This window comes from Flavobacteriales bacterium (assembly GCA_013001705.1).
Taxonomy (GTDB): domain Bacteria; phylum Bacteroidota; class Bacteroidia; order Flavobacteriales_D; family JABDKJ01; genus JABDLZ01.
In genome coordinates, this window is record JABDLZ010000156.1 from 1 (window position 1) to 12783 (window position 12783).

The window sequence follows — 12783 nt, forward strand, 5'->3', positions numbered from 1 at the left end:
AGTATGGAGGTATCCCATTCCTATTTCCTTGTCCCTGAGAAATTGGGCAAGTTCACCATTCAGAGCGCATCTGCCCAGACCGAAACGGGAACACTGAAGTCCAGTTCATTAGACATCGAGGTGGTGAAGAATGACGCAGCTGCTCAGAATAACTCCTCTCCCGCTACCTCAAACCGGGTGCAAGGCGGTGGTGGAAGTACCGGAGACTGCATGGTACGCATGTTTGCCAATAAGACCGAAGTGGTCGTAGGTGAGCCCTTGGTAGTGACCTACATGCTCTACAACCGATATCCGCGCTTCGACTTGGAACAGCACGAACAACTCCCTCAACACAGCGGATTCTGGAAGGATGACAAATTGGTAGAGAGCCCACAATGGGCACAGGAATTCGAGCGTATAGATGGTAAGGACTACCGCAAGGCCCATCTGGCCACCCAGGTACTCATCCCACAGCGGGCAGGTGAATTGAAACTCGATAGATACAAGGCCCAAGTGGCCGTGGGGAATCGGATGTCCTTCTTCATGAACCGGATGGAGCTGAAAAGCAACCAGGTCACCATCAAAGTATCCCGACCTCCCTCGGCAGGTAAGAAGAATTCATATAGCGGAGCAGTGGGTGATTTCGATCTACGTATCAAAGCCAACCCCACTACCCTTCCCGTTAACGAGGCGATCACCTTGGAAGTGAAGATCAGCGGTAAAGGCAATCTCGCGCTGATCAATGCACTGGACCTCGACCTTCCCGATGAGTTCGAAGTCTACGACCCCAAGATCAAAGACCGTATCAGTACGGCTGGAGGAGGAATGAGTGGAAGCCGCACCTTCGAATATCTGGTCATTCCTCGCTATCCGGGAGAATACAGACTTCCTCCCATCGAATTTCAATTCTATGATCACAAGCAGAAGAAGTATCGGTCCAGTTTCAGTGAGGAGATCAATATTGCTGTAGAAGGAGATGAGAGTATGATACAGAATGGCGGTCCCCAAGTGATACGCAAAGAAGGTATTTCCGAACTAGCGAGTGATATCCGCCATATACGCGATGAGATAGAGATCGACAGAGTCGAAGGAGAATTCTTTCCGGGATCATGGAAACACTGGACGGGAGTCCTGTCCCCCTTCCTACTGCTGGGGCTCTTCATGGTCTACAAGGGAAGACAGGAGGACCTGGAGTCCGATGCGGTAGGAATGCGCAGGAGAAAGGCAGGAAAAGTAGCAACCGCCCAGCTCAAGCAGGCCAAGTCGCATATGCAGTCGGGAGACAATGAGGCCTTCTACAGCAGTCTCTACCAGGCCATGAATGATTATGTATCGCAGAAATTCGCCCTGCCTCTCTCTGAGGTAGATAAACAGAGTGTGACCCGAGCGATGACCGATGCAGGGCTGGATGCTGCTACGATCGAATCATGGAATAAGGTGCTCATGGATTGTGAAATGGCGGCCTACGCCCCAAGTGCGATTCGTAGTCCAGAAGAGCTCTACCAAGAAGTGTCCGATCTCATCCATACCATAGAAAGAGCGCTATGAGGAGATTATCATTGGGCATAGTGGTCCTTCTTCTTTCCCTAGCTGGCCTTGGACAGGTTCTGGACAGTCTGATCATCAAGGGAAATCAGGCCTATGAGCAGAACGATTATGAGACGGCTTTAAGCTATTATCTAACTGCTGATTCCTTGATAGCAAGTGCCGACCTGGATCTCAATATCGGGAACGCGTATTACAAGTCAGGAAGGATAGGCAAAGCCATACTTCATTTTGAAAGGGCCATCAAGGCACGTCCCCTTGATGAGGATATCCTACACAATCTGCAATTGGCCCGCAATCTCACCTTGGACCGACTGGAAGAGAGCACCTCTAGTGCCTTCACGCTCTGGTGGCGGGGAGTTCTGCTGAAGACCGGTATGGATACCCTGGCTTGGACCAGTATCCTTCTTGCCATTCTCAGTGCCCTCGGATGGGTCTACTTCCGATCGAGTCGCTCGCGAGGAGCGCGGCAATTGGGATTCACATTGGGTCTGATCCTCTTTTGTGTGAGTATGTTGTGTTTATGGATGAGTCTTTCTGCCAGAAAGGTCATCGAATCACAGGATGAGGCGATCATACTCAGTAGTCGGGTTGAGGTGCATAGCGCACCGGATGATGGAAGCACAGAGCTTTTCGTTCTGCATGAGGGAAGCAAGGTGACTCTGCTGGAAGAGCGGGGCGCTTGGACACATATAGCACTACCCAATGGAAATAAAGGCTGGATGCCAAGTCATCAGGTGGAGGCCATTTGAATCAAAAAAAAAGACCCACGACCTTTCGGTCGCGGGTCCTTTGTAATCCCTGATCTCTGTGTTCAGAATCTGAACTTCACGCCTGCTTGTACTTTGGTCAGTGCGCTCGGTAGTTCCAGTTCATTGAAGGAGAAGTTGAAATCGGTCTGAACTCCTACTCCTATACGCTCGGAGATATCTGCGGTGACACCAGCATGTACACCGGTCATCCATTGATTCTCAAAGCTGTGATTATCGTCTTGGATCATCCCGGATTGGGTCTCGGGATCCTCTCGTTGGAAGTCACCCCAGAGATAATTCATCTGAGCTCCCACATAGACTCCTTTCCCGGTATCACCTGGATCCAGGCTCAATTGACCACCCAGACTATACAATCTACGCTGCTGTAAGTAAGATTTCTCAGGACTGCGCAGCTCTTCTACCTCTACATTCTTCTGATAGACATCTCCTTTGATCCCTAGAACGAAATTCCTTCCCATGGGCAGGTCCAATGACATCTGGGCTCCTGTGTATGGTGATTCATCCAAGATATCGTCTGGCAAGAAGAGGATACTTCCTCCCACTCCCAGCTGTACCTTTTCAGGTTCCAATTCCATATCGATGTATGTCTGTCCGGTGCATACAGCACTCATGAATGCTGTCATTGCAAGTATGGTCAATGTGTACTTCATGATTCCTTTGTTTTTGCCCTGAATAGTTCCAACGGCCGTGCCAAAAATCACTTAGTGTCATTTTACACCTGTCTATCCTACTGTATTTCAGATTGTTATACGATATGATTTAATATCTGATACCCAAAGGATTTAGAGGATATCATCCATGGGTCACCGAGAATATCCAGCAAATTGTAGATCGAAAGCAGACCCATATTCTGTGACAATCGGTATTTTTATGCAACGCAGAGCAGTCTGATCATCAGATGTCCCAAAGACTACGCAATACATTACGATATATCCGCAGGGAATGGCAATATGCCAGGGTCTACGGTGAGCACCTTCGTAGAAGGTCCAGCAGCGATAAGGTCAGGTTGGTCATATTCGCTCAAGGTCGTACGGGTAGCACCTTATTGGAAGACCTATTGAAGAACACAGGTCACTTCGCTGGAGGAGGCGAATTGCTCGGAAAAGCGAATCCAGAAGTCTCCTTCCCTTATCTATACGTCTCCGGACGATCACACTTGGACACGGAAAAGCACTTTGTCTTCCATTTGAAGATCGATCATTTGATCAAGAACTCCTATGCTGATATCAGTGCTAGACAATTCCTCCAGAAATTATACTTGGATGGATGGCAGATAATCTATCTGCATAGAAAGAATAAACTCGACCAATATCTATCCAATAAGATCGCGCGCAGCAGGAACGGTTTTGAGAAAGTAGATGAAACACCGGAATCCTTTCATCTTAGATGCAATACCGAAGAACTGCTGCGTACCGTACGTGGTAGATTGCTCCTGGATCAATGGGAACAAAAAGCACTCGAGGGATTGGAATATCTGCACATAGACTATGCACAAGACTTGCAGGAACAACATAATCACCAAGTCACTATCGATCGGATACTACATTTCCTAGACCTTGAACCCAGAGCGACCAGAAGTGACTTGAAAAAGATCAATCGACAATCGCAGCAGGACGTTATCCAAAACTATCAAGAAGTGGCCGAAGTTCTCCGAGAACACGACCTGGGATATTTTTTAAAGTGATTTCATAGAGGGTTCGCTGAGGAAAGCGGATATTGAGCCTCAAATTGCCTTTATGGATTTTATAGCGAAGACCATGCACGGTCTAGAAGGATTGTTGGTGGATGAGTTGAGATCCATCGGGGCTCAAGACGTACAGCCTCTGAGGAGAGCTGTAGGCTTCACGGGTGATCTAGCTACACTATATCGTGCGAACTATACCTGCAGAACTGCGATACGCATCTTGAAGAAGAGCTATGAGTTCAAGGCCAAAGACGAAGCTGAACTCTATGATAAAGTGAAGAAGATCGCTTGGGAACAGCACCTGGATGTAGATGACACCTTTTCCATAGACCCTATTGTCAATTCCGAACTCTTCAAGCACAGCAAATATGCTTCCCTCAAGATGAAGGATGCAATAGTTGATCGCTTCCGAGTGAAAATGGGCAGACGCCCCAGCGTAGACACCGATGACCCCGACCTCTTGATCAATCTGCATATCAGAGAAGACAAGGTGACCGTCAGCATCGATAGTAGCGGGGAATCCTTGCACCGTAGAGGCTATCGCAGCAGCGTACATGGAGCACCTTTGAACGAGGTACTCGCAGCCGGTATGATCAAACTCAGCGGATGGACCAAGGAAAGTCCCCTGCTCGACCCCATGTGCGGAAGTGGGACCATTCCCATAGAGGCTGCTATGATCGCAAGCAATACCCCTCCGGGGATGCTTCGAAAACACTACGCCTTCATGAAATGGAAGGACTTCGATCCAGAAGTCTGGAAAAAGGTCAAGCAAGAAGTCGATGAACGTATCGATACGCAGGGCATACGTATCAAGGCCAGCGATATCAGTGGGATACACGTACGCCTAGCCCGCACAGCAGCTGAGGCCATGGGGTTGGGGGATTGTATCGAATTCCAGAAAGAGGACTTCTTCGAGCTGGATGCAGATGAAGGATTCTTGATCATGAATCCTCCCTATGGTGAGCGTATGGACCATCAGGATATCGAGACCTTCTATGAGGAACTTGCCGATCATCTGAAGCGCAATTTTGCTGGCACTCAATGCTGGCTGATCAGCAGCAATAATGAAGCACTCCTGCGATTCGGTCTCAAGCCCAGTAAGCGCATCGTACTCTTCAATGGACCGCTACAGTGCCTCTTCCAGCAATTCGAGCTCTACAAAGGATCCAAGAAAGGCAAGTATCAAGAAGGACATATAGACCGAGCTATACGCGATCATGGTGAGCGATCGGACCGCAGACCCAAAAGGGAGGATAGTCATCGCTCGGACAGAGAGCGTGGTCCAAGACCTCATCGAGAGGGGCGTAAAACAGATGATAGAAAGCCTTCTCAATCCCGAAAGAGCGGCAAATTGAAATGGACACGCGAAGAAGGTGGACGCTCCTCTTCACGCTTCAAAGGAGACGGGGATCGCTCATCGGATAAGGGGAAATTCAGATCCGACAAGGAGCCTAAGAAAGGTCCGGGATTCAAGAAAGGAGGACCGGGAAAAAAGGATGCTGATCAGTGATCAGTGATCGTGGTCGTGGTGTTCTTCCTCCTCACTGTGCTCGTGATCGTGATTATGGACCTCTTCATCGAATGTATCCATATCTCCGTGTGACACCTCCTCACTTTCTGTTTGGTGCGGAGTCTCCACGCTGTGCTCATGTGCATGTCCATGGTCACCTCCGGTATGGCTCTGATAGGATATCCAATAGAAGAATACAAGAGCAAATACTGCGCTCAGTAGTAAACGGGTAGAGATCGGTCGGTCATAGCTATGGCCCATTTCAGGATCGATTTAAGTGGTTTCGGAACAAAATAAACAAGAATCCAGCGAAGCTGGAAGTCCAGAAGCATACTCTTATTCACTCGAGCACTCCTGTAGCGATCGCTGTCATTTGGAGCTCGACTCCAGTCTCTAGTTCGGAGATTCCATTCTCCAAAGTGAATTTCAAAGTATCCAGTTCCTTGTAGACCATACCCACACCTTGTGCATAGATCTCCCTTGCCTGTTCGGATTGGATCAGATTCTCCACATCGCGTTGAATAATAGTCACCGTGCTCGCATAGGTGGTATCTCCAATGGTCTTCGGATTGAAGAGGTCATCATAGGAATAATCCCATGTATCCATCGTATTCTGGGCATTGCCATCCCACATCACATCGGGTTCCACGGGAAATACCATCTTGACGAAACGCACATTCTCTTCCACCTTCTCACCGGTAGAATTTGTACGATTGGCTACCCAGACATCCCGTATCGTCCAGTCATCTGCCAATTCCTCTTTATAATACCGCTCGATACGGTTGGTCGGGCGGGACTCTGCATCAAAATAGGTGGTGTCGATCAATTCTCTGACGTAGAAATGGAAAGTATCCTGTATGCCTGAGGGGACATCATGATAGATACTGTCTACCTCATAGTCGACATACCTCCCGCGCTCTACTGGGAAGTAATCGAATCCGGGATCGATGAGGACATCATCTGATTCACAGGCACTCCAGCCCAAGGCTGCCAATGCAATGATCCATATGGCCCGTTGTGTATTCACTGGAGTATCCCGTCAATATAGTTCTCCGTCTTGATCAAGATACCCTTCTCGTTGTAATGCTTGACCGTACCGTGCAATTTATCATCCTTGAAGGTACCTTCTCTTTTGACTTCATTGCCTATCAAATTCTGTCGGGTATAGGTCTCACCGCTTCGAGGGTCCACCACTTCTTCATACTCATAGCTGAAGGTGTCATGGTACTCCTTGAATGGCCCTTGACGCATCCCATTCTTGTAGATGTAACTGGATAGCAGGATGTCATCCGGACCGCGTTCTTCGAATACTCCATTCTCCCTGCGCTCTTTCACGATCTCTCCCGATCGGTAGACCGCCTGATAACGTACGCTCCCATCGGAGTTGAAATACATCCATGTACCCTCCCGCAATCCATCCTTGAATTTTCCGATGATCTCCTTGGCACCGTTGTCGAAAAAGTAATTGATCGGGCCTTCCAACTCGTCATTGATGAATGTTCCAGAGACTTTGACCTGACCATTATCGTATTTCTGCTGCCAAGGACCATTGCGTAGCCCATCTTTATGCGTGGTCGATTCAGCGATTTCACCATTCTCGAAATAGACAAACTCCTCTCCTTCTTTGGCACCGCGCTCATATTGCTCTACCGAGGAGAGTATACCGGCTTGTGTATAGTACTTCCAGGTACTGTCCTTTTTCTGATCGATGTATCTACCCATGGCCATGACCTGCCCTGACTTGGGATAATAGGTCGTGGCTTCAACCAATTCAGAACTCAGATACACCATGAGTCCTTTGATGCTCCCATCGCGGTAGAAGTAGGTGAAGGTGTCTACTGGTTGGTCATCCTTGAAACTGCCTTCGTAGAAGACCGAAGTTGATTCTTCATAGTATTTCTTCCAAGGCCCCTGCTTACGACCGGCCTCATCCATGACGTTCATCTCCTGTGCCCAGCAGGTGCTTGACATCATGATACTCAGTAGTGAAATAGATATGAATCGGAACATCGGGACGAAATTAAAATCTGATCCTTGGCCTTTGACCAAATACCATGCTATCTTTTCAATAGTGCTTTTCATAGTTTAGCAGCCTTGCTTCTGCACGAATTCCAAACAATAGAATTTCAATGAGGATCCATCTAGTTTCAGGGGGTTGCGGATTTGTAGGCCGCAACATGGTCAAGCGACTATATAACACCACTACAGATTATGTATTGTTCGTAGATGACCTTTCGGTAGGTACACATCCTAGCACTTGGTTGGACGAAGGGTTGAAAGAAAAGATAAAGGATCTGGAGATTTACGGGGATGGTCGTTTGCTCTATCTAGAAGGGGATTTCCGGGATGTGGTGAGGAACTTCATAGATGACAAGGATTGGTTTGCCAAGGAATACGACATCCCAGTGGATGGCTTTGCCGATGTATTCCACTTTGCCGCCATCGTAGGCGGGAGGGCAAAGATCGATGGAGACCCCATGATGGTGGCCTTGGACCTGAGTATAGATGCTGAGTTCTTCTATTGGATCACCCGACAGCAACCGGAGCGCGTGCTCTACCCGAGCAGCTCTGCTGCCTACCCGATCAATCTGCAGACCGAGGAGAATACGCTCCAGCTCAAGGAGAGCGATATCGACTTCAACAATATGGGCCAACCCGATATGACCTACGGATGGTCCAAACTCACCGGAGAATTCCTTGCCAAGATCACTGCCTCGCACTATGGGGTGCACATCACCTGTATCCGTCCATTCTCGGGCTATGGCGAAGATCAAGACCTCTCCTATCCCATCCCGGCCATTGCCCGCAGGGCTGCATTGAAAGAAGACCCTTTCGAGGTCTGGGGCACGGGATTACAAGGGCGGGACTTTGTCCACATAGATGATGTATTGGATTGTACGCTTATGGCCATGGACAAGATCTCTGATGGCACGGCCATCAACATCGGTCTAGGTAAGCTGACCAATTTCAGGGAGATCATAGGCATCTTCTGTGAGTTTGCCGGATATGACCCCGAGATCAAACAACTCTTGGACAAACCTGTGGGAGTGCACAGTCGCTATTGTGACATGACCTGGGTCAAGGAGAACATTGGCTGGGAGCCCAAGATACCTATGCGAGAAGGCCTGCGTAGGGTCTATGATCAAGCAGTGAAGAATATCGAGAATGCCTAAGGTCGTCTGTCTGGGACCTGGACCCCAATTCAAAGGAGGGATATCCAACTACAACACCTCCTTGGCAAAGGCCTTTGACCAAAGGCATGACACCGAAGTGCACATCGTGTCTTGGAGCCAGCAGTATCCGGCCATCGTACCCCGGGAGTTCATCGACAAGACCAGCAAGAAGGATTTTCTGGAGGGCACAGACATCCAGGTAGAATACATCCTGAATTACAATCATCCCTCTACCTGGCGCAAGACTGCCAAGCGCATCGCAGCATTGGAACCGGATGTGGTCGTAATCCAATGGTATAACGCCCAGCAAGGATTGCCTCTATCTTATATCAACAAGTACCTCAAAAAGCACAGTAAGGCCAAGGTCTATTTCGACCTCCACTTCGTAGTACCCAAGGAGAACAGTGCTGTGGATACCTGGTTCACCAAGCGGGGATTGCGATCGGTCGATCGATTCATCGCCCATGCGTATAGCACCGTGGATGAATTACAGGGACTCTTCCCCAAGAAGGATCTAGATGTCACAGAAGATGGGACAAATACCGGCTCTGGCACTCCAGTGATCAAACTCTTCCATCCGATCTACGACCTTTTCGAACCTGAACCGGACTTCGATGTGGCGGCTTTCAAGAGAGAACATGATCTGAAAGAACATGTATTCCTCTTCTTCGGCTTCATTCGCAAGTACAAGGGACTCCATCACGCCATACGGGCCTTTGCAGAATTGGCTGCTAAAAGGGATGATGTCTCTTTGATGATCTGCGGAGAGAGTTTTTGGAACACCTTGGATGCGTCCAAGTTCTCTACCAAGGTGAAGAACTTCCTATTCGGTCTATTCAAATCGATCCTTCTCAAAAAAGAGGACGATGAGAAGGATTATCGCCCCTTGGAACTCATCGAAGAATCCGGTATCCAGGATCGTGTGCTTCTGGTCAATGAATTCATCCCCAATGAGGATGTACCCAAGTACTTCCAAACGGCCGATAGTATTGTGCTCTTCTATGAGCGGGCCACACCGAGCGGAGTGGAATCACTGAGTTACAATTTCGACCTTCCCATACTCGCTACAGAAGTAGGACATTTTCCAGAGACGGTGACCAATGGATTCAACGGTTACCTGGCCCATCCTGGGGATATACAGGATATGGCTCGGGTCATGGAGAAGAGCATCACCGAACCCATCGACAAGGTCAACGTGGCCCGATCGGCCGAACATATGAGTTGGGAGCGCTACGTAAAGGCCATCCTTACCAATAGCCGCAGTTGAACGCATGGACCCCGCTTCTATCAAAGTCATCAAGGACGAACTCAAGGATAAGTCTCCCGCGGAACTGACAGAATTGGTCCTTGCACTGGCGCGGTCGCGTAAAGAGAATAAAGAACTGCTCTCGTATCTGCTCTTCGATTCCTACGATGAGGAGGGCTACATCCGTGCGATCAAGGAAGAGATCGAAGAGGAATTCTCCCGTATCAATGACCGCAACTTCTATTACATCAAGAAGAGCGTGCGCAAGATCCTGCGCAATACCAAGAAGTACATCCGCTATTCCAAGAAGAAGGAGACCGAAGTGGAAGTCCTGCTGCATTTCTGCAAGACCCTTGCAGATATGACTCCTTCGTACAAGCGCAATATTGCATTGAGCAATCTCATGGACCGGCAATTTGCCCTGATCTATCGGACCATCGGGAAGCTGCATCCCGACCTGCAATATGACTACCGGACCGAGCTTGAAGAAATAACTGATCGAGTTCAGCATCCAGGCTGACAGAACTCAGCTTTCACCCTTTTGCCACTACGTAATCTTGAAGTGTACAGGAGCTGCTACGTCCAGTTCATAAATACAATACATGCTGACAGAAGAAGAACTACTTACCGTGAAGAGGCGCAAGGATGTCATCCGGCTCTGCCAGGAGAAAGGAGTCAATATCAAGAAGGCGATGATCAACCTGCGATATGAGCAGGAACTAAGACACCTTCAGGCCGAATTGGTCAACTTACAGCGATGGATCGCAAAGAACAAACTGCGTGTCGCGGTCATTTTCGAAGGCAGGGATGCATCAGGTAAAGGAGGCTGTATCAAGCGCTTTACCGAGCATCTCAATCCCCGAAGTATGCGCAAGGTGGCACTTGCCAAACCCACCGAAGTAGAGAAAGGGCAATGGTACTTCAGACGCTATATCAAACAACTCCCCAATCCGGGTGAGATCGTATTTTTCGATAGGAGTTGGTACAACCGCGCAGTAGTAGAACCTGTCATGGGGTTCTGTACCAAAAGACAATATGAGAAGTACATGGTCCAGGTTCCCGAATTCGAGCACATGCTCTACGAAGACGGTCTGCACATCATCAAGTTCTGGTTCTCCATTTCCAAGGATGAACAGCAGAGACGATTCAAATCGCGGATGAAGAATCCCTTGAAACAATGGAAATTCAGTGAGGTGGATATGAAAGGTCAGGACCTGTGGGACAGGTACACCCATTTCAAGGAAGAGATGTTCTCCAAGACACACACCAATTTCAGTCCATGGATCATTGTGAAGACCAATGACAAACGCACAGCCCGTCTTGAATCCATCCGACATGTCCTATCACATTTCGACTATGACAGGAAATCAGAGGCCAGTACCACGGTGCTGCCCGACCCCAATGTGATTCTCCGATACTATAGACACATAGAACAAATCGACATCTGATGACAGAGATAATGAATAGAGAGAGCTTGCAGCTCAACACAGCGGATATAGAACTACTCAATACCAAAGTAGGTCTCAAATACCTGCTTGAAGAAAAGAAGACCGATATAGCCAAGGCCTTGCGCATGGCCAAGTACGAGACCCGTCTCAAAGAACTACAGGCCGAATTCATCAAACTCCAGGAGTGGACGATAGAGAATGGTAAGAAGGTGGTGATCATCTTCGAAGGGCGCGATGCCGCAGGGAAAGGTGGTGCCATTCGTAGGATCACCGCTCATATCAACCCGCGGTATTACCGTATAGTCGCTCTACCCAAGCCCAGTGAAGAGGAGGAAGGACAATGGTATTTCCAACGCTACGTCAACAAACTCCCTAAACCGGGAGAGATCGTACTGTTCGACCGGTCATGGTACAATCGGGCCGTGGTAGAACCTGTCAATGGATTCTGCACTAGAGATCAATATGACCGATTCATGGGTCAGATCAATGAGTTCGAGCGCATGGTCAAAGAATCTGAGACCTACCTCATCAAATTCTACTTCTCGATCGATCAGGAAGAACAACAGAAACGCTTCGATGACATCAAATCCAGTCCGCTGAAGAAGTGGAAACTATCACCAGTGGATGAGCGGGCACAAGAACTCTGGGATGAATACACAACCTATAAGGAGAAGATGTTCAGCCATACGGACACCGATATTGCACCATGGGTGATCATCGAGGCCAACAAGAAGACCGAAGCTCGTGTAGCGGCCCTGGAACACATACTTCAGACCATACCCTATGAGCAGAAGTAGCTTACTCTTAATAGAATAAAAACAGAAATAGCATGATCAAAGACCACCCCGAACACTATCATCAATTGAGAAGACTCATGGGCACGATGATTAAGGATATGCCCGAGACCATGAAGGGTTTCTCAGCCTTGAACGATGCCGCACTGGCCGATGGTGCATTATCATCCAAGACCAAAGAGCTCATCGCACTGGGTATCGCAATCTATGCCAAATGCGATGGCTGTATCGCCTATCATGTGCACGATGCATTGGAAGCTGGATCCAGCCGGCAGGAAATAGAAGAGACTATAGGCGTCTCCATGCTCATGGGAGGAGGTCCGGCTTTGGTCTACGCTTGTGAAGCAATAGAGGCACTCGAGCAGTTCTTGGAGAAAGGTTCCTGATCGACCCTGCCAAAGGATGAAGCCATTTGCTTTTAGTGAGTGTCTGTTTTGCATGTCCCAACCCTTTCCCACCGACTTCAAATCCATATTGCAAGCTATAGAGGAGTACGACCCACTCCCCTATGCACGCACCCGCAATTTTATTGACGGGCGAGTCAGCCGTCTATCTCCCTACATCTCACGTGGAGTCATCAGCACCAGGCAGATCTATCATTCCCTGATGGAGCGTGGGTACGATCCAAAGC

Annotated in this window: 14 protein-coding genes; 10 read left to right on the plus strand and 4 right to left on the minus strand. The window is 48.7% G+C overall.

The window, feature by feature from the left end:
• On the plus strand, window positions 1–1527 hold a 1527-nt coding region (locus HKN79_06450; protein ID NNC83199.1), incomplete at its 5' end, for a protein BatD.
• A complete protein-coding gene (locus HKN79_06455) occupies window positions 1524–2276 on the plus strand; it encodes a tetratricopeptide repeat protein (protein NNC83200.1) in 753 nt (250 codons plus the stop codon). The genes HKN79_06450 and HKN79_06455, both read left to right, overlap by 4 nt.
• Window positions 2277–2338: 62 nt before the next feature.
• Here HKN79_06455 and HKN79_06460 read toward each other — a convergent pair whose 3' ends face one another.
• Window positions 2339–2947 carry a hypothetical protein gene (locus HKN79_06460; GenBank protein ID NNC83201.1) on the minus strand — a complete coding sequence of 203 codons (609 nt, stop codon included), beginning with the start codon at window positions 2945–2947 and terminating at the stop codon, window positions 2339–2341.
• Between the two features lie 248 nt (window positions 2948–3195).
• Here HKN79_06460 and HKN79_06465 point away from each other — a divergent pair, with 248 nt between their 5' ends.
• On the plus strand, window positions 3196–3981 hold the full coding sequence (locus tag HKN79_06465; protein ID NNC83202.1) for a hypothetical protein: 786 nt from the start codon (window positions 3196–3198) through the stop codon (window positions 3979–3981).
• Window positions 3982–4033: 52 nt separating this feature from the next.
• On the plus strand, window positions 4034–5491 hold the full coding sequence (locus tag HKN79_06470) for a class I SAM-dependent RNA methyltransferase (protein NNC83203.1): 1458 nt from the start codon (window positions 4034–4036) through the stop codon (window positions 5489–5491).
• On the opposite strand, the gene HKN79_06475 is transcribed toward HKN79_06470, so the two are convergent.
• The 3 genes from HKN79_06475 to HKN79_06485 form a co-directional block, all read right to left on the minus strand.
• Entirely contained in the window at window positions 5492–5752 is a 261-nt protein-coding gene (locus HKN79_06475) for a hypothetical protein (GenBank protein NNC83204.1), read from the minus strand.
• A gap of 79 nt (window positions 5753–5831) precedes the next feature.
• The gene (locus tag HKN79_06480; GenBank protein NNC83205.1) at window positions 5832–6518 is read right to left on the minus strand and encodes a hypothetical protein; all 687 of its coding nucleotides are present in this window, start codon (window positions 6516–6518) and stop codon (window positions 5832–5834) included.
• Complete coding sequence (locus tag HKN79_06485; protein ID NNC83206.1) at window positions 6515–7501, minus strand: hypothetical protein; 987 nt, start codon at window positions 7499–7501, stop codon at window positions 6515–6517. Before HKN79_06485 ends, HKN79_06480 begins: the two co-directional genes overlap by 4 nt.
• Before the next feature lie 119 nt (window positions 7502–7620).
• On the opposite strand from HKN79_06485, the gene HKN79_06490 reads away from it, so the two are divergent.
• The 6 genes from HKN79_06490 to HKN79_06515 all read left to right on the plus strand — a co-directional run bounded on the left by HKN79_06490 (window position 7621) and on the right by HKN79_06515 (window position 12538).
• Complete coding sequence (locus HKN79_06490; protein NNC83207.1) at window positions 7621–8664, plus strand: NAD-dependent epimerase/dehydratase family protein; 1044 nt, start codon at window positions 7621–7623, stop codon at window positions 8662–8664.
• Window positions 8657–9931 (plus strand): glycosyltransferase family 4 protein, encoded by a 1275-nt coding sequence (locus HKN79_06495; protein NNC83208.1) that lies wholly within the window; start codon window positions 8657–8659, stop codon window positions 9929–9931. Before HKN79_06490 ends, HKN79_06495 begins: the two co-directional genes overlap by 8 nt.
• 4 nt (window positions 9932–9935) lie before the next feature.
• Complete coding sequence (locus HKN79_06500) at window positions 9936–10430, plus strand: hypothetical protein (GenBank protein ID NNC83209.1); 495 nt, start codon at window positions 9936–9938, stop codon at window positions 10428–10430.
• A gap of 82 nt (window positions 10431–10512) precedes the next feature.
• The gene (gene ppk2 / locus HKN79_06505; GenBank protein ID NNC83210.1) at window positions 10513–11358 is read left to right on the plus strand and encodes a polyphosphate kinase 2; all 846 of its coding nucleotides are present in this window, start codon (window positions 10513–10515) and stop codon (window positions 11356–11358) included.
• The gene (gene ppk2 / locus HKN79_06510) at window positions 11358–12155 is read left to right on the plus strand and encodes a polyphosphate kinase 2 (protein ID NNC83211.1); all 798 of its coding nucleotides are present in this window, start codon (window positions 11358–11360) and stop codon (window positions 12153–12155) included. The genes ppk2 (HKN79_06505) and ppk2 (HKN79_06510) overlap by 1 nt, the downstream gene beginning before the upstream one ends.
• A gap of 32 nt (window positions 12156–12187) precedes the next feature.
• Complete coding sequence (locus HKN79_06515; protein NNC83212.1) at window positions 12188–12538, plus strand: carboxymuconolactone decarboxylase family protein; 351 nt, start codon at window positions 12188–12190, stop codon at window positions 12536–12538.
• Window positions 12539–12783 lie beyond the last annotated feature (245 nt).

What these genes read in the sequence shown, in the direction of transcription:
- HKN79_06490 (NNC83207.1), top strand. Translation starts at nt 7,621, where the DNA reads ATGAGGATCCATCTAGTTTCAGGGGGTTGCGGATTTGTAGGCCGCAAC.
- HKN79_06455 (NNC83200.1), top strand. Translation starts at nt 1,524, where the DNA reads ATGAGGAGATTATCATTGGGCATAGTGGTCCTTCTTCTTTCCCTAGCT.
- HKN79_06460 (NNC83201.1), bottom strand. Translation starts at nt 2,947, where the DNA reads ATGAAGTACACATTGACCATACTTGCAATGACAGCATTCATGAGTGCT.
- HKN79_06485 (NNC83206.1), bottom strand. Translation starts at nt 7,501, where the DNA reads ATGTTCCGATTCATATCTATTTCACTACTGAGTATCATGATGTCAAGC.
- HKN79_06500 (NNC83209.1), top strand. Translation starts at nt 9,936, where the DNA reads ATGGACCCCGCTTCTATCAAAGTCATCAAGGACGAACTCAAGGATAAG.
- HKN79_06470 (NNC83203.1), top strand. Translation starts at nt 4,034, where the DNA reads ATGGATTTTATAGCGAAGACCATGCACGGTCTAGAAGGATTGTTGGTG.
- HKN79_06475 (NNC83204.1), bottom strand. Translation starts at nt 5,752, where the DNA reads ATGGGCCATAGCTATGACCGACCGATCTCTACCCGTTTACTACTGAGC.
- HKN79_06495 (NNC83208.1), top strand. Translation starts at nt 8,657, where the DNA reads ATGCCTAAGGTCGTCTGTCTGGGACCTGGACCCCAATTCAAAGGAGGG.
- ppk2 (NNC83210.1), top strand. Translation starts at nt 10,513, where the DNA reads ATGCTGACAGAAGAAGAACTACTTACCGTGAAGAGGCGCAAGGATGTC.
- ppk2 (NNC83211.1), top strand. Translation starts at nt 11,358, where the DNA reads ATGACAGAGATAATGAATAGAGAGAGCTTGCAGCTCAACACAGCGGAT.
- HKN79_06515 (NNC83212.1), top strand. Translation starts at nt 12,188, where the DNA reads ATGATCAAAGACCACCCCGAACACTATCATCAATTGAGAAGACTCATG.
- HKN79_06465 (NNC83202.1), top strand. Translation starts at nt 3,196, where the DNA reads ATGTCCCAAAGACTACGCAATACATTACGATATATCCGCAGGGAATGG.